Consider the following 25,069-nt stretch of genomic DNA (forward strand, 5'->3'; position numbering starts at 1 on the left):
CCATAAGTACTTCCACTTCCGTATACTCCACTGCCTGAACTGTTGTAACCAAAAATACCGTTGTTGCCAACATACAGTCCGCTACTAATTGAGGCATTACCGGCTACCTGCAATTTATATAAAGGAGATGATGTGCCTATTCCTACATTTCCTGACACATACAAACCATTTGACGGACCACTGCTGCTGCTGCCGATGGAAACACCACCATTGCCATTAACGATAAATTTAGTAGACCCATTTACCTGCGCACGAAAAGGACTTACACCGGAAGCACTGTTAACGGTAAACCTGGAAGTGGTGCCTGTTGAACCTATCCCCCAGTTACCTCCATTGGTTATCCTGCCCCGTTCTGTATTATTTGTTATAAAAACAACAGATTGGCTATTTTTTGTACCAAACTTTCCTGTTGCAGTTAAGGTATTGCCTCCATTTACCCAGTTTTGAGCAAGACCGGTGAGTTGAATAAATAAAAAAGAAGCAAAACTCAAAATAGAGAATATCTTTTTCATAATTAAAATATTTATAAATGATTTAGAAGTTTCAATTAACTCTTGTCATAAGTAAGAAAAAACTTACGGAGGAATAGTTGAAAAATGAAAGTGTTGACACATAGGTCTATCTTTAAAAGATTGGGAAAAGGAGAGTTGGAAAAAAATGAGGACTTGCTACTATAAAAATAAGGGATATAAAAAGCAAATGCAAGAGTCTTCAATATAAACATTTAGAGTGAATCCTGCAAGTGTTTGATTTTATATTTTTTAATAATACATTGCAATAACAAAATATTTTATTGCTAAAGAGCGCATTTAAGTATCATGCCTTTTTAGAAATTAATTTAGGTCTACTATAACGTGCATCTGACTGAGTAAACAAAGAAGGAATTTTGAAATATAAACCGAAGTTCAACTTCTTTGTGATTTATTTTCTTTTGAAAGTATTCTTGATATGAAAGGAAAGTTATGTTTAAACAAATTTTTAATAAGAAATACTCCAGATATAAATATAAACCGGTGATTAACGGTTATTGTAAAGTTACTCCGATATATAACTGTTTTTTCAGGTCCGGATTGCCCAATATTATTTGTTATTTCTTTCTATCATTTTTCATTTCATTTGGTCCTGTTATTGCTCAGGATGCAAATAACTGCACAGGGCCTACTGCTACTATAGAGGCTTCCTCTCCTGTCTGCCAGGGTGGAACTGTTTCCTTAAAGTTGAAAGAGGCTAGTGGTCATGCTCCTTTTGATCTTGTAGTTAACGGGGTTACGTATAAGGGGGTCGAGGTAGGGCAAACCTTTGCAACAGTTTCTGCAGCTGGCAGTATATGGGGCATGGGTGGTACTCCTGCAAATGGCAATGTTAACGATGGCGTACCCATTGAGGTGGGTGTCAAGTTTCGGTCTGCTATAAAAGGCTATATTACCGGAATTCGCTTTTATAAAGGTGTACAAAATGCCGGCGTTCACATAGGGTCCTTATGGAATTCTTCGGGTACGCGTTTAGCAACTGCTACCTTTACCAATGAGACCGACAGCGGCTGGCAGGAGGTAACTTTTCCCGTACCTGTTTCTATTGCAGCCAACACTACTTACATAGCTTCTTATTTGTCACCAAAAGGTATTTATGCTTACAGTGGAGATTTTTTTACAAATGCTGGTGTGTCAAAAGACTCGCTTACAGCTTTGCAATCAAATGCTGGTGAATTAAATGGAATTTATAAATACGGCGGTGGTTTTCCTGATCAGTCGTTCAACAATTCAAATTATTGGGTTGATGTATTGTTTATTAGTTCGCTCACGTCAGCAACAACTACCAATTATACGCTGACGAGCATTGCAGACAGTCATAATTGTACTTCAAATGGCGCAGCATTGAGTGTAGCTTCCGTCGCTATTAATCCCTTGCCTTCCGGATCAATAAGAATTGAGGAACAAACCTGTGATAGTGATAAAATTAATCTGATTTTTGATGCTAATAGTGGAGCCGGTCCTTTTAATCTGGTTATAAATGGCACATCTTACTCAAATATTATTAGTGGTTCGGCTTTTAGCACTGGCATGCAAACATATTCTGCCACTAGCATTTGGAGTAATAATACACCACCGTCGACAGCAACTGTAAGTAGTGACAGTAGCAGTGTCGAGTTGGGTGTCAAATTCAAATCAACTACAAGCGGAAAGGTTCTTGGAATACGTTTTTATAAGGCGACAGGAAACTCAGGTAAGCATACTGGTTCGCTGTGGTCCGCAGACGGAAATTTATTAGCAACAGGTATATTTAGTAATGAAACTTCAGGCGGCTGGCAGCAGCTAAATTTTACAACACCTGTAGTTATCCAGGCAAATACTGTCTATATAGCTTCTTATTATACACCTGTTGGTCAATATTTGTATAGTAGTAATTATTTTACCAATAACTCAGCCGGTAATTCTTTTCTCAAAGCATTAAGTAGCGGTGAAGAGGGTGCTAATGGGGTTTTTAAATATGGCCCTGGCGGTATATTTCCTACCGAGTCATTTGACAACACAAATTATTGGGTAGATGTAGTTTTCAAACCTGATACTGTATTTACTCCCGAAAAAAACTTTTTTCACTTAATATCTGTTTCAGATGCAAACTCTTGTACTCTTTTGGGGGATCCTTTATACGAGCTGGGGGTTGTACCCATTTCATGTCCCCCCGTTTTAATGGATAGCCTTGTTCCTGTAACCTGTTCACCTCAGAGTTTACAATTGGTTTTTCGCCAACCCATTAGTTGTGCTTCTATTGCTGTCGATGGAAGTGATTTTACAGTTGAAGGGCCATACCCAGTAAGAGTAACAAGTGCCAGAGGTGATTGTGTCAGTAATGGATTTTCATCCTCAATTACTATTCAATTGGATAAGCCCTTGCAGCGAGCAGGGAAGTTTCAATTACATCTTCAGGACGGCAGTGATGGAAATACATTATTGGATGAACATAACCAGCAAACGCCAAAAGGTTCCGCTTTATCTTTTGAGATAAAAGATACCGTAAATGCTGCATTTACTTATACCATAAAATATGGTTGTTCAATAGATAGTGTCCTTTTTAGGCATACCGGTAGTAATGGTGTTAATCAATGGATGTGGGAATTGGGTGATAACGTAAACAGCACAAATCAAAACCCTATGGCTCTTTATTCAGTTTTTGGCGAAAAACAAGTGAGGCTGATAACAAGCAATGGGTTTTGTAGTGATACTGCCAATGCCACTATTGTGCTGGATAACTATTTAAGTGTAGATCTTGATGTAAAAGCAAAGGAATGTACCCAGGAGCCCGTAGAATTTATTAGCACAGCAAAGGGAAAGATTGTAAAACATCAGTGGTCCTTCGGTGATGGCACATTCTCTGACCAGGCATCGCCTTTCCATTCCTACCAGTACACCCAGCAAGCTGGAAATGCTTTTCAGGTTAGCTATTCTGTAACTGATCAGTATGGCTGCGTGAAAAGTATAACCATACCCCTGGATATTTATACCAATTGCACTGTATATATTCCCAATGCTTTTACGCCTACCGGAGATGGTCTAAATGATTTGTTCAGACCTTTAAATGTAAAACTTTCAGATCACTATGAGTTTAGAATATTAAACCGTTGGGGACAGGAAGTATTTTTTACGAAAGATATTTCCCAAGGCTGGGATGGCCGTTACAAAGGCCAGAATCAGCAAACCGGTACTTACGTTTGGATGATGCGCTATACAGATATTAATACTAAAAAAATCGTAAACCGCAAAGGCAGTTTTATCTTAATAAGATAGATATCTGGGTGATATACTCAACATTATTGATTCTGTAATTGTGAAAGTTAAAGGAGTTGTTTTTCAACCTTTTTTTCGCACTACTTCTAATACTTTTTGCACTTATTTTATTAATATCATATTTTTTTTGCCTGATTTTAAAAGTAGCTTAACAGATTTCCTTAAAAAAACAGATTTCTTTTATTGTAACTTTAATTCGTATCTTTTATTTCTTTTTCTTCTCTCTTTTAAATTCTCCAATTTTCTATGATTACTATTTAACCTAATAGTTCAGAAAATAATTTTTGAATACTGTGAGAAACATCAATGTATCACAATAAAAAATTCAATCATGGAAGATTTTCTCACTATGCTGCCTGGTATAATAATCATTATTGGTTTTACAGTTTCATTAATAAAAAATAGGGAACACAAGCATCAGTAGTTATAATCATAGATTATAATTGCGTGTTTTAATGAATGATTTGTGCGATTTTATGATCGCTTCTCCATCACATATGTTTTTAGGAGCGTAATTTTTTTTAACTGAAATTGTCGTTCTTTTACTAATATAAAAATCCTGCAAAACTGTCTGTTTGTCTTGCAGGATTTTTTAGATTACCGATAGTCCTCTACTTCAAAAAATGCTATTTGACTACTACCTGGTGAGTTTCTTTTAACCCATTGAGCATGAAAATGATGGAATAATTGCCTGCAGGCAAATCTCCTAAATGTAGATGGCCATTATTTACACCTGCATACGCCTGCATCATTGTGTTTATAAGTATCTTTCCTTCGGTACTGATAACTTTTACATTCATTTTGCCTTCTTTTTCCGCGTTAAACGTCAACATTAAATGGCCCATTGCAGTTACGGGATTAGGGCTTATAGAAGTTATTAGCTTAAGGTTAGACAATTTATTCTTAAACAGTTTTGTATCAGAAAAAACACGCTTACCGTCTTTATCTACTATTGCAAGATTATAATAATAATACTCCTGCCCTGAAGAAATTTTAGTGTCAGTAAATGAATAAGATGTTTCACCGGCAGAATTTCCTGCGGCAAGTACTCTTGCTATTTCTGTAAATTCTGACCCGTTTGAACTGCGGCGGATAGAGAAATAATCAGTATTTTGCTCAGTTGCAGTTTTCCAGTTTAAAGAAACATTAGAATTAGAACTGTTTACCTGGAAAGTGGTCAGCGTTACGGGCAAAGCGGTAGAAGCTGTGAAAGAGCCAGCCATATTGGGGGCATGAGGTATACACCAATAATTATAATCACCTGCAACTTTAACTACATAATCAAAAGTTGTACTGGTAGAATTAATATCAGCATTCCATGTAGCAGCACCGGCGGGAAGAGAATTGCCCGTGCCCTGAGATGCGGGATCACATGTAGTTGTATGCGATCCGCTGACCCAAACCCACCTTACTGTATCTCCGACAATCACATCACTTATTGTGTTGGGGCTAAAAGAAAAATTTGCAACATTAACTAGATGAACCTTGGCAACCTGTGCGTGGCTCACAAAAAAAATAACTAAAAAACCTAACGAAAAAAGTATATTCTTTTTCATATGCGGATTTTTTTTGGTTTTAACTATTACCAACAAATTAATTTTAATTTTCTGCTTTCTGTTTTATTTCCTGCCAGATAGGATAAAACTCCTTCTCATTACAGAAAAATCCTTTCTGAACAGATATTGGTTAATCGACTTAAACTGTTCTTAGAACCTGATCTTTTCAATTCGACTTTCTGTTTTTCCTTCTTATTCCCACTTGAATAATTTTGATGCAAAATCATTTATTTCAGGAAGAATAAATTGAAATCCTTGTATCAATTGTGTGCGATTTCTCCAATTGACCCTTGTTGCATTTGAAAAGCTTAATTTTGCTAAAGCGATTTGCCTGCATATTGTACACAAGATCTTTGATAATAAAAATATCAGGAGTTGGACTTAATTAAAAAACAAAAGACAACGAAAAGCAGGTTTTGTAATGTATGGTATGATATTATTGAAAAATGTACATAATGTCTTATTCTCCCCGAAATAAAGTTAGAATTGTAACAGCAGCATCATTATTTGATGGACACGATGTTGCCATAAATATCATGCGGCGTATAATGCAGGCAAAAGGCGTAGAAATCATTCACCTTGGTCATAATAGAAGCGTAGCAGAAATTGTGGAATGTGCAATAGAAGAAGATGCTCAGGGAATTGCAATCACAAGTTACCAGGGTGGGCATGTTGAATTCTTTAAGTATATGAAAGATATGCTCGATGAGAACGGTTGCAGCCATATAAAGATATACGGCGGCGGCGGCGGTACTATACTTCCCGCAGAAATTAGAGAACTTGAAAACTATGGCATAGCTAAAATTTACAGCCCCGACGATGGACGGCTGATGGGTCTGGAGGGAATGATTGAAGATGTGGTAAAAGGTTGCGATTTCCCGCTTGATGGAAATCTGGAAATATCAGGAGAACTGCAACTTGAGGAAGTAAAAGATATTCGCTTTATTGCTCGTGCAATAAGCCACGCCGAAAACGGCCAGGAGTTTAATGAGCTCATTTCTCCCTTTTCTAAAATTGAAAAAATAGCGGATAAACAAATTTCTCCCGTATTAGGAATTACAGGTACGGGCGGAGCCGGAAAATCTTCTGTTACTGATGAAATAGTCCGTCGGTTTCTAAATGCATATGCCGATAAAACAATTGCGGTTATTTCTGTAGATCCTTCAAAAAAGAAAACAGGAGGTGCCCTCCTTGGCGACAGGATAAGAATGAATTCTATTCATAGTGGACGTGCTTATATGCGGAGCCTGGCTACACGTGAGAGTGATATAGCCCTAAGTAAGCACGTGAGCGAGGCTATTGAAATTGTAAGACGTGCAGGATATGATTTTGTTATTTTAGAAAGTGCGGGAGTAGGGCAAAGCGATGCCAGTATTTTGGAATTTTGCGATGTAAGCCTTTATGTAATGACCCCGGAATATGGAGCCGCCTCCCAGCTTGAAAAGATTAATATGCTCGATTACGCCGATATTATCTGCATAAATAAATTTGACAAAGCGGGATCATTAGATGCATTGATGGAAGTGCGAAAACAGTATAAGCGCAATCATGGGTTATGGACGGCTAAAGATCAGGAACTGCCAATAGTAGGAACGATTGCAGCTAAATTTAACGATGAGGGAGTTAATAGCCTTTTTGTGGAAATAGTAAAGGCTGTTGAAGCAAAAACAAATATCTGCTTTGGAAAAAAAGAAATAGAAGAGAGTGAAATCAACCATTCAATCAGCCAATTGATTGTGCCGCCAAATAGAGTTCGTTATTTATCTGAAATAGCAGAAAGTAACCGCAAGTATAATAGCTGGGTGAATAAGCAGAGCGAAATTGCTTCCAAGCTTTACCAAATAAATGGTGCTCTTGAAGCACTAAAAGAGATTCATCCAATAGAAGTACAGGCCCAAGCTTTAGAGAGTTTACCGCTAGCAAAAAAACATTTTGAAAAACAATTAGACAAAGAATGCCATAGCTTACTACATAAGTGGCCGCAAGTAATAAAGAAATACAATGCAGAATTTTTTGAGTATGAGGTGCGGGGCAAATTTATTAAGCAGTCTCTTATTACTACCAGTTTATCGGGCACACCTATACCCAAGATAGTATTGCCAAAGTATAAGGATTGGGGCGATATTTTGCGTTGGCAATTAAAGGAAAATATCCCCGGTGAATTTCCGTATACTGCCGGCGTGTTTGAATTGAAGCGGGAAGGAGAAGATCCTACTCGCATGTTTGCAGGAGAAGGCGGTCCCGAACGCACCAATAAACGGTTTCATTACGTGTCCTTCGGTCAGGGCGCGAAACGTCTTTCTACAGCCTTTGACAGCGTCACTTTATATGGAGAAGATCCGGATTTGCGTCCAGACATTTTTGGTAAAATAGGAAATAGTGGTGTTAGTGTAGCAACTGTAGATGATGCTAAGAAACTATATAGCGGTTTTGATTTGTGTGACTCCCGCACGTCAGTAAGCATGACAATTAATGGTCCTGCGCCGGTTATACTTGCTCTTTTTATGAATGCTGCTATCGACCAGTTGTGCGAAAAATGGATCGAAGCTAATGGACAATGGTCTTCGGTGAATAATAAACTTAAAGAGAAGTTTATCCATTTTTCAAGGCCCTCTTATTATAATCCGGCCTCACCAGAGAGACTTCCTGAAGGAAGCAATGGATTAGGTTTAAAGCTGTTAGGTCTATCTGGTGATGAAGTTGTACCAGCGAAGGTTTACCAACAACTACGGTTTGAAGCATTAAGCCAGGTTCGCGGAACTGTGCAGGCAGATATTTTAAAAGAAGACCAGGCGCAGAATACCTGCATCTTCAGTACAGAGTTTGCACTAAAACTTATGGGCGACGTGCAGCAATATTTCGTTGATAACAAGGTCCGTAATTTTTACAGCGTCAGTATTAGTGGCTATCATATAGCGGAGGCAGGAGCTAATCCTATTACCCAACTGGCTTTTACTCTTTCCAACGGTTTTACTTACGTAGAATATTATCTCAGTCGCGGAATGAATATAGATGATTTTGCACCTAATTTATCTTTTTTCTTTAGTAACGGAATGGATGTTGAGTACAGCGTCATCGGCCGTGTAGCAAGAAAAATATGGGCCAACGCCATGAAGTATAGATACAATGCAAATGATCGCAGCCAGAAACTAAAATATCACATTCAGACAAGTGGTCGCAGTCTTCATGCCCAGGAAATTGACTTCAATGACATTCGAACAACCTTACAGGCATTGTATGCTATATATGACAACTGCAACAGCTTGCATACCAATGCTTACGACGAGGCTATAACAACCCCTACCGAAGAAAGTGTGCGTCGTGCCATGGCCATTCAACTTATCATTAATCGTGAGCTTGGCACCGCTAAAAATGAAAACCCCAACCAGGGAAGTTTTTTAATAGAAGAGTTAACAGATCTTGTTGAAGAAGCTGTGCTTGCAGAATTTGATCGGATAAACGACAGAGGAGGAGTGCTGGGGGCAATGGAAAGAATGTACCAGCGAAACAAAATACAGGAAGAAAGTCTTTTTTATGAGCACCAGAAACATACCGGTGAACTTCCTCTTATTGGCGTAAATACTTTTTTAAATAAAAAAGGCAGCCCTACCGTTTTACCCAATGAAATTATACGTAGCACTACAGAGGAAAAGCAACAACAGATACAAAACCTTAACGACTTTAAAAAGAGAAATGAAGATAAATCTACTGAAATGCTTATAAGACTTAAAAAGGCCGCAATTAATAACGCAAACCTTTTTGAAGAACTTATGGAAACTGTTAAATATTGTTCGCTTGGCCAAATCACTCATGCATTGTACGAAGTAGGTGGGCAGTATAGAAGAAATATGTAAGTGTATAATTGAATAGATAAAAAGTTGCCAAGATAGAAGTTGAAGAAAACTTACATGAATAATTTAAATTTCCTGGGAAAAAGTTAGCATCGTGTATTCCACAAGTCTTCAATTCTACGAACGTTTAATAAAATTCCTTTTCGTGCAACTCCCGGGCTTTTTATCTTTTATCTAATTTCTGGTATTTTTGTTTCATCTAAAATTTATCTTATCTCTGCCTGATCATTTTGCCTCTGGCTCAACTAAAGCTGTAATGGCAATAAAGCTAAAATTACTTGTTATAATTTATATTGCAGCAGTCGCCTTTTCTCCTTTTGTAATCTAAAAGGCTTCTTCAATCATTGATGAGAAAATTTTTACAACGAATATTATCAGGACCTGTAAGCCGCCTAGCAGATAAATATTCATCAAAGCCAGATAAAGCGCGAGTACATAAAGCATTAACACAGTTATATAATAAGATATCAACCGGTAACGAAAAGAAAGGGCTGCTAATTGATTTTACTCCCGACGAAGACAGATTTATTATTTTTTCAGACCAACATAAAGGAGCAAAAAATGGTTCTGACGACTTTGCATTTGCCGAGAAAAATTACCTGTACGCATTAGAGTACTACAATCAAAACAATTTTCATTTTATCTCGTTGGGAGACGGAGAAGAACTTTGGGAAAATACATTAGCTGCAGTAAAAAAATGCAATGTTGCCAGCTATGAAAAAGAAAAATCTTTTTTGCAGAGAAATGCATTTTCTAAAGTTTTTGGCAATCATGACCTGGAGTGGGATAACAGTCCGTTAGCAGGTGTCGAACTTCGAAGTATTTATGGTTGCAAAGTTCCTATATATGAAGGGATCATTTTAAAAACACCAGGTAATAATCCATTGCGTATTTTTTTAACCCACGGTCACCAGGGCGATGAATTGAGTGATGGGAATTGGTTTAGTAAATGGTTTGTTGCAAAAATCTGGGCGCCGTTACAATCGTACCTATCCATTAATCCTAATACGCCTGCCTTTCAGGATCACTTAAAAACGGATCATAATCTTTTTATGTATGAGTGGATAACGAAGCAAAAAAATATGCTACTGATAACGGGGCATACACACCAGCCTGTTTTTCAATCTTTGACCCACCTTGAAAGTTTATACAGAAATATGGCTGCTGCTAAAGAAGCAAATGATGTGGCAACAATACAATTAATTGAGAGCGAAATTGAACAGAAAAAATTAAAAGGTAATTCCCTCCCTGATTTTACAGCTTACAAACCTACCTATTTCAACAGTGGTTGTTGTTGTTTTAACGACGGTGATATTACAGGTATAGAAATAGCAGATGGCAAAATACGCCTTATTAAATGGGAATACGGAAAGGATAAGTTACAATTGCCTTCAAGAGTGGTACTTGACGAAACTGATTTAGAACCTCTCGGTAAATATTAATGAGGCATCAATTTTCCTAATAATTCACTTCTGCCCCTTCTTCGTTTACATACATCGTTTTACCGCCTTTGGTGTGAATTTCATAAACATCAGCTTTTCCGAGAACCTGCCAGCGAGAAATGGTGGTGACTTGTAAATTTGAAGGCAGTTTAGATACATAAGTACTTACAGCTTGAGGCAACAAAACCAGGGGTACTTCCGTCCTCATATCCATCCTTTGCCCTGAGGCATTGTAGTTGGTAGTTATCCATGTATCACCGGCTTTGTATCTTGCAGAGTAAATAGAAGTATCTTTACTATTCCTGCTCCAGGCTGCATTGGCAGCGTTTGGAAACTCTTTTCTAAAAGAAGCAGTTATAGGCGGCGGAACTGTCCATTCGCTTTCTCCTACAGTTCTTCTGCTTTTCCCCCAGTTGGTTTGGCCAAACTGTGCATTACCAGATTTGTCTACAGCGCCTGAATTAGTTAATACACCATTATCGGTGATAGTATTGACATTAAAAATAGTATCATTAGCAGCGTCAACAGGAGTGGCTGTAGCATTAGCGTCTCTTACATTGGCGATGTTGTTTATGTTATGTATGTTTTTACTTGTTGTGTCAAATTTTTGTTGCGCATCTGCTGCAGCATGAATGCCTCCAACAAAAGGACTTTTAGTAACGGTATTAGATTCTCCCGTATCAGCGTCGCTGTTTTTATCTGACCGGCCGTTTACGTACTGTTCTGTTACAGTTTCCCTTAATTGTGTAGCTGTAGAAGTATCTGCAATACTATTGTGCGCTTTTTTTGCTTCATTATTACTTTTAAAAGTCTTTGTCTTGCTATACACAGAATGATGGACTTGGCTGTAACCGTTTAAGCAAAACCCTATAAACAAAATAATGTAGAGCGTTTTCATACAATTTCTTATTTAAAATATTCTAATTAAAAATTAATTTTTCATTTTCCTACCTTACATCGTCTGCATTTGGCCAAGCAAGAAACCTACATACCAGGTGTATCTATTAAAAGAATAAATACAAAAATCATACGCATACAACCAGCCTGAACAACGATGATTGTTAAAGATTAAACGAATGAAATAGTAAAGCCCCAATAGGGGCTAAACATCTTGATTGAACCTTCAGTTTATATTCACCTCATGCCTTTCGTGCAAAGACATTTCGTTCCTCACATTGCATAATAGTATTGTAGCCACTTCCTGCTTCTACAATAAAACCAGTAGCTATTTTTCCTTATTTATTAGCTTAAAAAAACGGCTTTCCTTACCACCCGCAGTATGATCCTGGTATAAAAATTCAAGATTGCGGTCTTTGAAGGTTTCATACCAATCTTCCCAGGAGATTTCTTCTAAGGTGTCTTGACCTGTATACCCTGGAAAATCAATACGTAAAACACCTCCACCTTCATCATCTGCAGTGCTTTTTACTCTTGAAGGTTTTCCGCCTCTTTCTTCTGCCCATTTCTGTATGACTTTAAGATCAGTCGTTGTTTTTGATGAAGACTCTGACATAATTCTTAGTTTTATTTGGTTAATAATGATAATAGGATTTTACTAAAACTATGCTAGCCACAATTTGGGGAAGGGAATGTTGACGGTTAACAGCTTCTAACAATTGGCCTACATCTTCTTTTCACGGCCCACCTTTTGCATTTAATATGAAAAAAGGTTATGGAAAAAAAAGTGTTTGGGATTATACTTACTATTTTAGGTATTGCCGGACTTATTGCTGCAGCAATGAATTTTGTACACAGCAGTGGCGGTAGTGATAATATAAAAATGATTATTGTTTATCTCATACTTGGCCTTATCTTTTTCTTTTCGGGCATAGGTCTAATCAGAACTACAAAAGACACATCGGGGTGATATGAAAAAAAATTCTTTTTGTAGAATTTTTTTCAGGAGAAATTGTAAGTAAGTAATTAAGAAATAGTATTTATAACAAAAAAACCAGGTGATTATGAAAAATGTTTTTATGCTGCTCGGTGCTCTTGTTCTTGGATCTGTTATTATACAACAAATATTAGGTGAAAAATCAAAAAAGCACATAAAGTCAAGAGAGGATGATCCAACAATTCCGCCCATATCCTCAACGGCATTTTAGCAACCTTTCCATATTCTAATTTCTGTATAAAAATTTCGAGAATTGTTTACTTGCTTTTGAATATGACTAACACAGGTATTCTTTATGCTTTAATTGCAAATCGTTTAGCTAATTTTGTTAGCAATGAAACGATCAGGGTCAGCAAATCTTCCTTTACATTATGGCTATGTTCCCCAGTGGCTGGCTGTTCGTATGGCTAAACTTGGCTTAGCGATTACCGAGTCAATTATAAGTGAATATGGCAAAAATGAAATTCTAAGACGTCTTAGTGATCCTTTTTGGTTTCAAAGTTTTGGTGCAGTAATGGGCATGGACTGGCACTCTTCCGGCATTACAACCTCAGTTATGGGAGCCCTGAAAAGAGCAATCAATCCACGGGCGAAAGAACTGGGAATTTTTATTTGCGGTGGCAAAGGAAAATCATCCAGACAGGCACCTGCCGAACTTATTTCTGTAGCCGATCAAACGGGTCTTGATGGAAATTATCTTGTAAGATGTAGCAAGCTAAGCGCAAAAGTCGATAATACTGCTATACAGGATGGTTTTCAATTGTACATGCACAATTTTATTGTTAGCGACACCGGTGAATGGACGGTAGTGCAGCAAGGAATGAATGCAGGTGATAAAACAGCAAGGAGGTATCACTGGCACTCCGAAGGATTGCAATCTTTTGTAGAAGAACCACATACCGCTATCTGCGGTATCAACCAGGGAACAATATTGAATATGACTGCTGCAGACGCCAAACCTGCCCAAAATGCGATTATAAATGTTACGCATGAAAAGCCTGAAAAAATGATGCACGAAGTGCAGCAGTTAATAATGCCTTCTCATCATGAAGTAAGAAGCGAAAATATTGATTTAAGAAGGTTGGGAACAGTGCTTTGGTTAGCACATGATAAGCAAATAACATATTTTGAAGATTTATTGTTGCTTGAGGGCGTCGGACCGCGTACAATGCAATCACTTGCCCTAGTAAGTGAAGTTGTCCATGGCACACCATCACGATTTAAAGATCCTGCCAGGTTTTCTTTTGCTCATGGAGGGAAAGACGGTCATCCTTTTCCAGTTCCTGTAAACATATATGATGAAACAATAAGCATTCTACAAAATGCAGTGCAGAAAGCTAAACTGGATAATAGTGATAAACAAACAGCTATAAGGAAACTTCATGAAATTGCTAAGCAGGCTGAGAATAATTTCATTCCAAAAGATAATCTTGATGAACTAATTCAAAAAGAAAGAGATGAAAGCTGGAAGTACGGGGGTAAGACTGTCTTTGGAGATGCCAAACCTCCGCGCAAAGTAGGTAAGGGAATACAGTTAAGAATGTTTTAGTTCAGGTTGATAAGGTTTTCCGTTATTAACATTCATCCAGTAAAATTCATCCCTTCTATTATCAGTTTTCTTTCCGCTACAGGTTTAGAATAGAATTTTTTAAATCAGTTTTTTCGGGTAAACTGATTTAAAAACAAGTAAAAACTCCTTTTTTGAAATAATTCATCATTTTCTATCATTAGCGAAAGAAAGTAAAATTAGAAGTATTGTTTTTTAAAGGAAATTTTATTCCTCATCTTGCCTTTAATTCATTTTCATGTAATTTCACGGCTCAAAATTTAACGCGATAACGCTTTGCAGTTGATGCCGCATCTCAAGTTATAGCGTTTAGCAAAATATAAAAGTATGGCGGAAGCGATATTAATGCCCAGGTTGAGCGATACCATGACAGAAGGAGTAATAGCTGCATGGCATAAAAACGTAGGTGATACAGTTAAAAAGGGTGACTTGCTTGCTGAAATTGAAACTGACAAAGCTACGATGGAACTTGAAAGTTACCAGGAAGGTGTACTGCTACATCGAGGTGCAGCAGATGGCCAGAAGTTGCAGGTAAATGACCTGTTAGCTATTATTGGCAAACAAGGAGAAGATGTATCTGCTATCGTAGCAGAACATACAGGTGGAAATGCTGCTGGTAATGGACAACCTCAGCCAGAAGCTCAGTCACAGCCTCAACCACAAGCAACTCCTGCTACGCCATCGCCTGCTCCCGAGCAACCGGCTGCGGCGTCTGAGCCCGCTCCGGCACCGACACAAACCGTTTCTCAGCCAACCCCTCAGCCCGCTTCCAGTGCTGCACCTATGGACCTTGCTAACATGGAAGAAGTTGTTTTAATGCCAAGATTAAGCGATACAATGACCGAAGGTGTTATAGCTTCATGGCAGAAAAATATTGGCGATACTGTAAAAAAAGGTGAAGTTTTGGCTGAAATTGAAACTGACAAGGCCACAATGGAGCTTGAAAGTTATAAAAACGGAACATTATTATACCAGGGAGCCAAGGCCGGTGATAAAATTGCCGTTAATGAGTTGCTTTGCATTATTGGCGAACCGGGGATGAATATCAATGCAATTGTAGCCGCGGCAAAAGGTGGTGCAGTGTCTCAGCCAGCAGTTGAAGAAGCCGCTGCTTCTTCAACACAACCCCAAGCTCAAATTTCACAACCAACTTCTGCGCCACAGGCTGAACAACCGGAAGTGGTAAATCAAGGGCGGATTATTGCATCTCCTTTAGCTAAAAAACTGGCCGAGGAAAAAGGTATTGATCTTAAGTATGTAAAAGGTTCGGCAGACAACGGAAGAATAGTAAAACAAGATATAGACAATTATAAGCCTGTACAACAACCAGCGCAAGTTCAACAACCGGCTGCACCTGTACAACCTTCTCAACCTCAAGCGCCTGCACCTGAAGTTCAGGCTCCTGCTAAACCAACTGAGGCTAAACCTACAGTTGCCGCAGGTATGATAGGGCAGGTAAGCTTTGATGAAGTTCCCGTTTCTCAAATGCGCAAAGTAATTGCAAAACGTCTTGCTGAAAGTAAATTCTCAGCTCCCCATTTCTACCTTACAATGAGTATAGATATGGATAATGCAGTTCAGACTCGTGCTAAGCTTAATGAACTTTCACCGGTAAAAATTAGTTTCAATGACTTAGTATTAAAAGCTGCGGCTGTAGCTCTTAAGCAACATCCAAAAATAAACAGTAGCTGGCTTGGTGATAAAATTCGCATTAATCATCACGTAAATATAGGTGTAGCCGTAGCGGTTGATGAAGGTTTACTCGTTCCTGTCGTCCGTTTTGCAGATGCAAAGAGTCTTAGTCAAATAGCTGCTGAAGTAAAGCAATTTGCTCAAAAGGCTAAAGACAAAAAGTTGCAACCTGCTGATTGGGAAGGAAGCACGTTTACCATCAGTAATCTTGGAATGTTTGGTATTGATGAATTTACCGCTATTATAAATCCACCCGATGCCTGTATTTTAGCTATTGGTGGTATTGCACAGACACCTGTTGTGAAAAACGGCCAGGTAGTACCGGGAAACATTATGAAAATAACATTAAGTTGCGATCACAGGGTAGTAGACGGAGCTTCCGGAGCTGCGTTCCTTCAGACACTAAAGAGCCTTTTAGAAGAACCTTTGAGAATGTTGGTTTAACGTAAAGCGAGATTAGCAGCAATTATAGAATAAATGATAAAAAAGGTGAGATTTCTAAAATCTCACCTTTTTTATTGCAAGGGAAAGTAAGCAATGCTGAAAAGTGGTAAGTAATGTTTTTAAGAGAAAATTTAGAATTTGCGGAAAGGATTACAGTTTGTGATCTTAATAAACACTGCGCCTTTTCCTCCGCTTTATCAATAAAGTTTGTTTAACGCTTCTTCCAGCTTTCCAAACATTTCATTTATTTCTTCTTTTTTACAAGTACCAACACTTAGGCGATACCACGGCGATTCTTTGTCTGCACCAAAAGCATAAAACGGAACGACAGCCAGTTTTCCCTCACTTAACAAGTAGTCTGTAACATCCGATTGTTTCTCCAATACTTTGCCGTTGTTAGTTTTTTTTCCGGTCAGTTCAAATTTAACTGTAAGATAAATGGCAGCTTGAGGAGAAACCGCATCTACAGCAAATCCACTATTTTTTAAATCGATAAATCCTTCAAAAATTTTTCTCAACCGTTCTTCTACTTCAGATTTAAAATGTGTAAGATATTTCTGAATACTTTCTTTTTGGTGTAGAAAATTCGCAGTGGCTTTTTGTTCTGCCATTGGTGCCCACGCGCCAAGGTGGCTAAGAATTGCTTTCATTTTATTGATGATGAAAGCAGGGCCGAGAGACCATCCTACCCTCACACCTGTAGCAGCAAATGCCTTCGATATACCGTCAACAAATACTGTATATTCTTTCATTTCTGCTCTTAAACTTACTGGATTATAATGTACGGTTGAGGCATAAGTTAAGGTCCAGTACATTTGGTCGTACATTACATACAGCTTCTTTTCATTATCACCGCGCTTTTTATTTTCTTCCAAAACAAGATCGCATATTTTCGCTAGCTCATCTTTTTGCAACGTAGTGCCGGTCGGGTTTTGAGGCGAGCAAAGACAGATGAGAGTAGCGCCAGCTATGTGAGGTGCAATGTCTGATGCCAAAGGCATAAAATTATTTTCCGGTGTCGCTTCTATTTTACAGTGCACACCTTCTGTCATATGCACGTAATGGTTATTGTTCCAGGATGGAGTGGCATAAATTACCTTATCACCTTCATCTACTATTGTTTTAAATATGGTATAAATAAGCGGACGACCACCGGAAGCGATCAAAATTTCATTACTTGCATAATCCAAACCTTCCCAATCTTTTAAAAAGCTTGAAACTGCACTTCTTAATTCCACAATACCGTCTGCAGGAGGATAATTGGTGTAATGATTTTTATAGGCTTTTATTATTTCATCTTCAAGCTCCTTAGGGATAGGAAAAATATTAGGATCAAAATCACCAATAGTGAAATTATATATTTTTTCTCCATTACGTACACGTTCACTTATAGCGTTTCCAAGTTTCACGATTTCTGACCCGATAAGCGTTTCCGCAAGTTGACTTAATTTCATATTGTAAAAGTACTTTTTTGAGCATTAAAGTTATCATGAGATTGTTTTAGAACACTAACAGCGCAACTCTTATTTAAAACGAACTCTTTTTTATTTTAAAACGTAAAAAGTGTTAAGGGAAATGTAATGCCCAAACCCTTATATTTGCGCCTTATTTAAGGAAGTTTTATAATGTTCAATATTATTTTGTTTGGACCTCCAGGCAGTGGAAAAGGCACACAAAGCGAAAGATTGGTTTTAAAATACGGTTTAAAGCACCTGTCTACAGGAGATATACTTAGAAGTGAAATTGCTTCGCAGACGCCTTTGGGATTAGAGGCCAAAAACCTGATGGATAAAGGGCAACTTGTTCCTGACGAAGTAGTTATTGGAATGATCAGTTCTGCGCTTGAAAACAATCCGCAGGCAAAAGGATTTTTATTTGACGGTTTTCCTCGTACAGAGGCGCAGGCTGAGGCACTTGATAAACTGTTAAAACTAAAGCAAACAGAAATAGGAGTTGTACTTGCATTAATAGTAAGTGAAGAAGAACTTGTGCAAAGATTGTTAAACCGTGGATTAACCAGTGGACGACCAGACGATAATAATGTTGAGGTAATAAGAGCGCGCATTACGGAGTATCACAAAAAAACATCTGTTGTCGCAGATTATTATCGCAAATTTAATAAGGTTTTTGACATACCGGGAGAAGGCACAGTAGATGAAATCTTTGAAAGCCTTTGTGAAAAAATAGATGAAAGAATGTAAATTAAGTTCTTAGCAACCCAATACCAACTGCACGAGCCTTCCACTAAACCGGAAGGCTTTTTTAATTAGTTTTCCTTCCCAGGAATTAGAGTAAGGGACATTATTTTCCATGCGAATCGTCTTTCAAATGAAATGTTTCCATCGTTTGTAAGACTTTTAAAAATTGAAATCTTTTAAAGTAAAAAAGCCTTTCAATAATTTTATTTTATTATAACTGTCTTTAAGAAATGGTAATAAAAAAAGTTGTTTTAGCTTTATACAATGTTTATAAATGATTAATTTTTTCTGAATTTTCATTTGACTATCGTAAACCATTTTAAAAAAAGTACGTTTTACATAATAAAGGTTCACAGGAAGATTAATCATAGTAAGTACATCCATCTATAAAATAATTTAGCATAGTTATGATAACAGAAGTTAGCGATGGATACGTTAAAACTGAAAAGGAACATGGTATAACTACAATAGAGTTTTACCATCCACAAAGCAATTCGTTGCCCGGAAAACTTCTTGAAGTGATTGCGCAAACAATTCATAGCGAGGGAGTGAATGTTGGGACAAAAGTCATTATCCTGCGATCGGGCGGAGAAAAGATATTTTGTGCGGGCGCGTCTCTTGATGAGCTTGCGTCTATAACTAACGCCCAGGACGGTACTGATTTTTTTAGCGGCTACGCTAAGGTGATAAACGCAATGCGCAAGACTCCTCAATTTATTATCGCAAGAATTCATGGAAAATGTGTAGGCGGAGGATTAGGATTAGCGGCAGCGGCAGATTATGCTATAGCAACAGAAGGTGCAGACATTAAGTTAAGTGAACTGTCGGCAGGTTTTGGCCCATTTGTCATTGGCCCTGCAGTGCAGAGGAAAATTGGTTTGTCTTCTTTTAGTCAATTAACCATTGATGCGAATATGTGGCGCTCGGCAGACTGGGCAAGAAGAAAAGGTTTGTATGCAGAATTGCATCCAGAGCCATCAGGTATGGAAGAGTCTATCGAAAGGCTTTCTTTTACCTTGTCGCATTTTAATCCTGATGCAACGAAAGAACTAAAAAAAGTCTTTTGGAAAGGAACAGAAGACTGGGACGACCTGCTGAGAGAAAGAGCTGCAATAAGCGGCCGATTAATTTTAAGTGATCATACTAAGAGTTTTATTCAAAAGTTTAAAAGCAAAAGCACTCTTTAAAGTGTAAGTTTCACTGTAAATAAAAACCCCGAAAATTAATCGGGGTTTTCTTTTAATAAAAATATCTACAAATTGTTGAAATCATACTCATATACCGGGTCTATATGAGTTCCCGCCTGCATTTCAAAGACAGGATTAATGATGCCGTTCGAAAGACTGTACACCCAACCATGCAAATGGGGCCTTTGTTCATGCTTCCATGCTTTTTGTATTATAGAAGTTTTAGCCAGGTTCATCACCTGTTCTCTTACGGTAAGCTCTATTAGTCTATTTACTCTTTCTTCTCCTTCCGGATATTTTTCCATTTCCTGCCGGTGCAACCGGTAAATATCTTTTATATTTCGGAGCCACATATTTAAGACTTGCTTATGATCGTGGTTTGTCAACGCTGCTTTTACTCCTCCACAACCATAGTGCCCGCAAACAATGATGTGTTTGACTTTGAGAACTTCTACTGCATATTCCAAAACACTTAGCACATTTACATCGGTGTTTATCACCAGGTTGGCTATGTTTCGATGTACAAAAATTTCACCAGGCTGAGTGCCGGTAATTTCATTTGCCGGAACACGACTGTCGCTGCAGCCTATCCATAAAAATTCAGGTGTTTGCAAATGCTCAAGTCTTAAAAAAAAATTGGGGTCATCTTCAACTTTTTCTTTTGCCCATGCTCTGTTTTCTAACAATAACTTTTCGTATGATGTCATGCAATTTTAAGTTTTAAAGGTTCATCAAATAGTGAATGCATTGTCTTGGACATGCTTTTTTTAATTTCTACCTTGATATTTTTTAGATGCGCGTGTTTCAGGAAGTTGTTTATTTCTTCAATTATATCTTTATCAATAAAATCAGCTCTTGTTGCATCAATAACTATGAACGAATTTGCAGGAACTTCTTCCAGCTTCTGTTTTATTATTGGCTTATTTAGAAAGGAAACATCCTTGCGAAGACGTACAAGATACCGGTTAGCATCACTTACAACAAGTACTGAAGACTTGAAGTTTGCACGGACCATAAAAAATAAACCTACAATTATTCCGGTTACAATTCCAACCAGTAAATCAGTAAGCAGTATTGCAAGTATTGTTACAACAAAAGGAATAAACTGATCCCATCCCTTGATATAAAATTCTTTGAATATAGAAACTTTAGCAAGTTTATATCCTGTGAAAATAAGAATAGCGGCTAGTGCCGATAAGGGAATTAAGTTAAGTATTCCCGGAATAAGAAGTACAGAAACAAGCAACATTATGCCATGAGCAATTGATGAAGCTTTTGTTTTTGCTCCTGCCATTACGTTTGCGGAGCTCCTTACTACCACCGAGGTTAATGGTAAACCGCCTATTAAACCAGACACCATATTTCCTATTCCCTGTGCTTTTAGTTCCCTGTTGCTTGGTGTAACTCTTTTTAGAGGGTCGAGTTTATCCACAGCTTCAATACCAAGTAATGTTTCCAGGCTCGCAACAATAGCGAGTGTAACTGCTGTTATCCATACATCCGGATTTTTGATAAAAGCAATGTCAGGAAAAGTAAAAAATGAAAGAAACATCGATGCATTTTCTGCTACAGGCAAAGATACCAGGTGCTTTTGTTCTAATTGCATACCCGTAGAACCAGCTAATACTTTACTTAGAAAAACAGCTACCAATACCACTACCAACGGTCCTGGAATAAGTTTTAATACTTTTTTAGATTTAAAAAATTTAGTCTCCCAGGCAACTAAAATGATTATTGAAATAATACCAATAATGACGGCGGCAGGAGTAATATAATTTAATGAATGAAAAATACCCGAAAAAGTGTTTTCCTTGTCACCTTGAGAGAATGACACATCTCCCGTATAATTGGAATCGTAACCTACAAAATGGGGAAGTTGCTTTAGAATAAGAATGAGACCGATAGCAGCCAGCATTCCTTTTATAACAGAGTTGGGAATATAATCTCCAACAACACCTGCCTTGACAAACCCTAATACAACTTGTATCATACCAGCCAGTACTACGGCCAGCAAAAAAGCCTCATACACTTGTAATTTAATAATAGCGGAAGCAACAATCACAGTTAACCCCGCCGCCGGTCCGCTTACACTTAATTGCGAACCACTCAATGTTCCAATTACGATCCCACCAACGATGCCGGCGATAATTCCAGAGAAAAGTGGCGCACCCGAACCAAGGGCAATACCTAAACATAGTGGTAATGCCACCAGAAAAACCACGACAGAAGCCGGTATATCGGCTCCTGCATGCTTTAAATAATTTTTCATGCAGAAGAATGTATTTATCGAATCAATAAAATATAATCAGTTATAATAAAAAGGACAAGGCAATCTATTTATATAACCGAATCGGGAGGTGGAATTACAACTTCTGTGGAATGATTAGAAGGGATGCTTTCTGAAAGATGAATATAAGCAAGTTCTTTACTGTCAGAACAAAAAGAAATACCGGTTGAATAACCTGAAGGGGGTAAATAAGGGTGATTGAATTTGGCAAATGTATCAGCTTTGCCTGCATCGTCAGCGGCATTATGAGGCAATTCTTCTGTCCACTGGTTTTTACTCAGCATGTTGCCGATCTGCGCTATTGGCAACATTTGTATTGCTATCAACAGACTTAAAAAAAACGATATGATTTTAAGTTTTATCATTTTACCCTGAGGCAAAGATAACAACCAGAGATATTAATCACAATATTCGACATATCATTTAACAAACAAAAGTAATAGAACAAAAAAAACGTATATCCTTTTTCATCAGATATTCAACCCCCCGCACACACTTATAACCTGGCCCGTAACATAACTACTCATGTCACTGGCGAGATATAAAGTAGTGTCTGCTATTTCAGCGGCGGTGCCAAAACGTCCTAAAGGAATTTTTTGTAAATAAGTTTTTGAGGCTTCTCCATCTTTAAGATAATCCGTCATGTCTGTCTCTACAAATCCCGGAGCAATTGCGTTGCATCGAATATTACGGCTTCCTAATTCATGCGCCATCGATTTAGTAAATCCTATTATTCCTGCTTTAGAAGCTGCGTAACTGCTTTGTCCTGCATTGCCTCTGATACCTATTATAGAACTCATGTTTATAATGCTGCCTTTTCTTGCCTTCATCATAGGTTTTATAACCTGCTTCGTCATATTAAAAACACTCTTCAGGTTGATATTCATTACGTCATCCCATTGCTCAGACGTCATGCGCAGCAGCAGGTTATCTTTACTGATGCCAGCATTATTTACACAAACATCTATGGTTCCAAATTCTTTAATAGTGTCATTTACCATTGCCTCACATTCTGCATAAACTCCTGCATTACTTTTATATGCTTTGGCTTTTACGCCTGCAGCTTGAAGTTTTTCTTCCAGCGCTTTTGCTTTTTCATCACTACTTACATATGTAAATGCAATGTTTGCACCTTGTTCTGCCAATTTTAAAGCAATTGCTTCACCGATTCCACGGCTCGCGCCTGTAACTATAGCAACTTTTCCCTCGAGTAATTTCATAGATTTGACATAAATTTTATAAACGTATCAGGATTATACAGAGCTAATCTTTTTCTAATTTGTGCCTGGTTGAAAGCAAAAGTAAATTAATAGAACATCAGTACACTCATATACTCAACTTTTTCTCTTTATTCAATCACCTTACAATCAAATCGCTCTAAACTTCTACCTATATTTCTTTTCGTAACTATAGTAGTACGAATTGTATAATACAAATGCCAGTAACATGATTGCCGCAGGAAGTAATAACCCGGGATCGTATAACAGAATAAAAAAGCAAGCGGCAATAATAGCAAACACAACCCGGATTAACTGCTCCATATCTGTTTTGTCAGTTAAAAGCACTACATGAAACATGCATAATAGTGCAATACCCATTAATAATATTTGCGGGTAATCGGCAATGACGAAATGAACATTTAAGCCTTTGAATACAAAAAGAAATTCAGGGAGCAGAAGGAGTGTATACATTATTGACATCCTCATAAACCTGCTGATAATTGTGATGGGAAGGTTTTTGGTGAACGACAAAAACTCTTCTTCAAAAGCTCTTATATGAAATACAATGGCGCTGTGTGAGGCTGCAGTAATTAAAAGTAAAAGCTGCAATGGACGAATGTCGTAGCGGTCGGGCACGTATAGCTTTATAAATCCAAAAAGAATCAATAGAGAAAATATTTTAGTTACAAAGAGCATTTGTTTGCGGTCGTGCCAGAGAAAGAGGAGCGGAATGATAAAAAGTGGCTTTGATATATTTATATTGAAAGTTGGTAATGCAAACCTCGCTTTAAACAGGTTCTTCTTTTGTATACTAACAATATAAATTAAAGCTGTCAGGCTAACAACAATTACATTAAAAAGAAGAACCGCTATGGCACACCAATATTGTTGTTTAGCAAGAGCGAGCCAAACAATTGCCAGGGCATATAATATTACAGGCAAATAAACAAGCGCTTGTACATACACCATGTATAAGTACAGTTTTTTAAAAGATAAACTGTTGAGACAAAACAAAAAGGATTGCCGGGGATCAGCAAGCTGGTGCAAAATATAATCGATGCATTTGAAATTATACAAAAGCCAGGTGACCATAACTGAAGCTAAGAAAACAGGACTTTGAATGATGCCGGTAATAATGGAAAGATGAAAGGCTAAAGGCGAAAAAGGTAACCCGAATAACACAAAAAAACCAAAAATGAAAAGCCCGGCGTTAACCTTATAAAAATGATTAACCAAAACCCTTTGCAATATGCTGGATCCTTTGGTCATATACCGGTTGTATAAATCGTTTTATTTTCTGCAATCAATGTTCCTGAAAATTGCAACTGATCTTTATGCAGTGTTTGGTGAGAGGTGATGATGAACGATGTTCCTTCTTTATATTTGTCGTTTATAATTCTGCAAATTGTATCTACAGCCTTTGCATCTATAGTAATTAGTGGTTCATCGAGTAATATTATTTTTGGGTGTCCGATAAAAGCAAGTACCAGGCTCACTTTTTTAATCATGCCGCTGGAATAACTTCCCAATCTTTGGTGGTACGCATCATAAACATGTAATTGTTTTAATAAATCCTCAGCCTGTTGCAAATCCCCGCAATTTGTTTCACAATACAGCTCCACTAAATCTTTAGCAGTTAAAAAAGATGGGTATAAAGGTTCAGCTTCTGCATAATTTACAAGCCTCACAAAATGTTTTCGATGTTTTTTAATACTGAATTTATTTTCTAAAATTATGTCCCCGGTAAAAGGGTGCAAGCCAGCAATCATTTTAAGGAAAGTAGTTTTCCCTGATCCATTTTCTCCCTTCATCCACCATATTCCATTAGTAATTGATAACAAAGGAACTTTTATAGCTAAATAACTTCCGTAATATTTTTGAATATTATTAAACTCCAGCATTATATTAATCAAAGAAATACTTGTTTGTAAACGTAGTGGAAATTA

Annotated in this window: 19 protein-coding genes and 1 pseudogene; 9 read left to right on the forward strand and 11 right to left on the reverse strand. The window is 37.6% G+C overall.

All coding sequences use genetic code 11. The features are described 5' to 3' along the window. A pseudogene (locus B154_RS28685) lies at positions 1–512 on the reverse strand (tail fiber domain-containing protein); the annotation flags it as partial. Between the two features lie 450 nt (positions 513–962). On the opposite strand from B154_RS28685, the gene B154_RS30780 reads away from it, so the two are divergent. After that, a complete protein-coding gene (locus tag B154_RS30780) occupies positions 963–3,785 on the forward strand; it encodes a DUF4082 domain-containing protein (protein ID WP_018615062.1) in 2,823 nt (940 codons plus the stop codon). 626 nt (positions 3,786–4,411) lie between these two features. Here B154_RS30780 and B154_RS0114945 read toward each other — a convergent pair. Next, entirely contained in the window at positions 4,412–5,341 is a 930-nt protein-coding gene (locus tag B154_RS0114945; RefSeq protein WP_018615064.1) for a T9SS type A sorting domain-containing protein, read from the reverse strand. 455 nt (positions 5,342–5,796) lie between these two features. Between B154_RS0114945 and B154_RS0114950 the strand changes: the two genes are divergently transcribed. Continuing rightward, a complete protein-coding gene (locus B154_RS0114950; protein WP_018615065.1) occupies positions 5,797–9,195 on the forward strand; it encodes a methylmalonyl-CoA mutase family protein in 3,399 nt (1,132 codons plus the stop codon). A gap of 344 nt (positions 9,196–9,539) precedes the next feature. Further along, positions 9,540–10,634, forward strand: coding sequence for a metallophosphoesterase (locus B154_RS0114955; protein WP_018615066.1), 1,095 nt, complete (start codon positions 9,540–9,542; stop codon positions 10,632–10,634). A gap of 16 nt (positions 10,635–10,650) precedes the next feature. On the opposite strand, the gene B154_RS0114960 is transcribed toward B154_RS0114955, so the two are convergent. Further along, a complete protein-coding gene (locus B154_RS0114960) occupies positions 10,651–11,532 on the reverse strand; it encodes a hypothetical protein (RefSeq protein WP_018615067.1) in 882 nt (293 codons plus the stop codon). Positions 11,533–11,859: 327 nt separating this feature from the next. Continuing rightward, positions 11,860–12,147, reverse strand: coding sequence for a hypothetical protein (locus B154_RS0114965; protein WP_018615068.1), 288 nt, complete (start codon positions 12,145–12,147; stop codon positions 11,860–11,862). Between the two features lie 159 nt (positions 12,148–12,306). Between B154_RS0114965 and B154_RS0114970 the strand changes: the two genes are divergently transcribed. The 4 genes from B154_RS0114970 to B154_RS0114985 all read left to right on the forward strand — a co-directional run bounded on the left by B154_RS0114970 (position 12,307) and on the right by B154_RS0114985 (position 16,231). Further along, positions 12,307–12,501 carry a hypothetical protein gene (locus B154_RS0114970; RefSeq protein ID WP_018615069.1) on the forward strand — a complete coding sequence of 65 codons (195 nt, stop codon included), beginning with the start codon at positions 12,307–12,309 and terminating at the stop codon, positions 12,499–12,501. 94 nt (positions 12,502–12,595) lie between these two features. Then, positions 12,596–12,739 (forward strand): hypothetical protein, encoded by a 144-nt coding sequence (locus B154_RS32445; RefSeq protein ID WP_018615070.1) that lies wholly within the window; start codon positions 12,596–12,598, stop codon positions 12,737–12,739. A 123-nt stretch (positions 12,740–12,862) separates the two neighbouring features. Next, positions 12,863–14,077: a DUF763 domain-containing protein gene (locus B154_RS0114980; RefSeq protein ID WP_018615071.1), complete on the forward strand. Its 1,215-nt coding sequence runs from the start codon at positions 12,863–12,865 to the stop codon at positions 14,075–14,077. Between the two features lie 345 nt (positions 14,078–14,422). After that, positions 14,423–16,231: a pyruvate dehydrogenase complex dihydrolipoamide acetyltransferase gene (locus B154_RS0114985; protein WP_018615072.1), complete on the forward strand. Its 1,809-nt coding sequence runs from the start codon at positions 14,423–14,425 to the stop codon at positions 16,229–16,231. Positions 16,232–16,428: 197 nt separating this feature from the next. Here the strand turns inward: B154_RS0114985 and B154_RS0114990 are convergent, their stop codons facing one another. After that, a complete protein-coding gene (locus B154_RS0114990; protein WP_018615073.1) occupies positions 16,429–17,685 on the reverse strand; it encodes a pyridoxal phosphate-dependent aminotransferase in 1,257 nt (418 codons plus the stop codon). A 171-nt stretch (positions 17,686–17,856) separates the two neighbouring features. On the opposite strand from B154_RS0114990, the gene B154_RS0114995 reads away from it, so the two are divergent. Together B154_RS0114995 and B154_RS0115005 are read left to right on the forward strand one after the other, a co-directional pair. Further along, entirely contained in the window at positions 17,857–18,432 is a 576-nt protein-coding gene (locus B154_RS0114995) for an adenylate kinase (protein ID WP_018615074.1), read from the forward strand. A 404-nt stretch (positions 18,433–18,836) separates the two neighbouring features. Then, positions 18,837–19,616: an enoyl-CoA hydratase/isomerase family protein gene (locus tag B154_RS0115005; RefSeq protein ID WP_018615076.1), complete on the forward strand. Its 780-nt coding sequence runs from the start codon at positions 18,837–18,839 to the stop codon at positions 19,614–19,616. Between the two features lie 65 nt (positions 19,617–19,681). Here B154_RS0115005 and B154_RS0115010 read toward each other — a convergent pair whose 3' ends face one another. From B154_RS0115010 to B154_RS0115035, 6 genes are all read right to left on the reverse strand, one after another. After that, positions 19,682–20,323 (reverse strand): carbonic anhydrase, encoded by a 642-nt coding sequence (locus B154_RS0115010; protein WP_018615077.1) that lies wholly within the window; start codon positions 20,321–20,323, stop codon positions 19,682–19,684. After that, complete coding sequence (locus tag B154_RS0115015; protein ID WP_018615078.1) at positions 20,320–21,885, reverse strand: SulP family inorganic anion transporter; 1,566 nt, start codon at positions 21,883–21,885, stop codon at positions 20,320–20,322. The genes B154_RS0115010 and B154_RS0115015 overlap by 4 nt, the downstream gene beginning before the upstream one ends. A 68-nt stretch (positions 21,886–21,953) precedes the next feature. Next, positions 21,954–22,268 carry a hypothetical protein gene (locus B154_RS0115020; protein WP_018615079.1) on the reverse strand — a complete coding sequence of 105 codons (315 nt, stop codon included), beginning with the start codon at positions 22,266–22,268 and terminating at the stop codon, positions 21,954–21,956. A 105-nt stretch (positions 22,269–22,373) separates the two neighbouring features. Next, the gene (gene fabG, locus B154_RS0115025) at positions 22,374–23,123 is read right to left on the reverse strand and encodes a 3-oxoacyl-[acyl-carrier-protein] reductase (protein ID WP_018615080.1); all 750 of its coding nucleotides are present in this window, start codon (positions 23,121–23,123) and stop codon (positions 22,374–22,376) included. 165 nt (positions 23,124–23,288) lie between these two features. Then, a complete protein-coding gene (locus B154_RS0115030) occupies positions 23,289–24,392 on the reverse strand; it encodes a hypothetical protein (protein WP_018615081.1) in 1,104 nt (367 codons plus the stop codon). After that, entirely contained in the window at positions 24,389–25,036 is a 648-nt protein-coding gene (locus tag B154_RS0115035) for an ABC transporter ATP-binding protein (protein ID WP_157580791.1), read from the reverse strand. The genes B154_RS0115030 and B154_RS0115035 overlap by 4 nt, the downstream gene beginning before the upstream one ends. Positions 25,037–25,069: the final 33 nt, after the last annotated feature.

Source organism: Segetibacter koreensis DSM 18137, from assembly GCF_000374045.1.
In the GTDB taxonomy this organism is placed as follows: Bacteria; Bacteroidota; Bacteroidia; order Chitinophagales; family Chitinophagaceae; genus Segetibacter; species Segetibacter koreensis.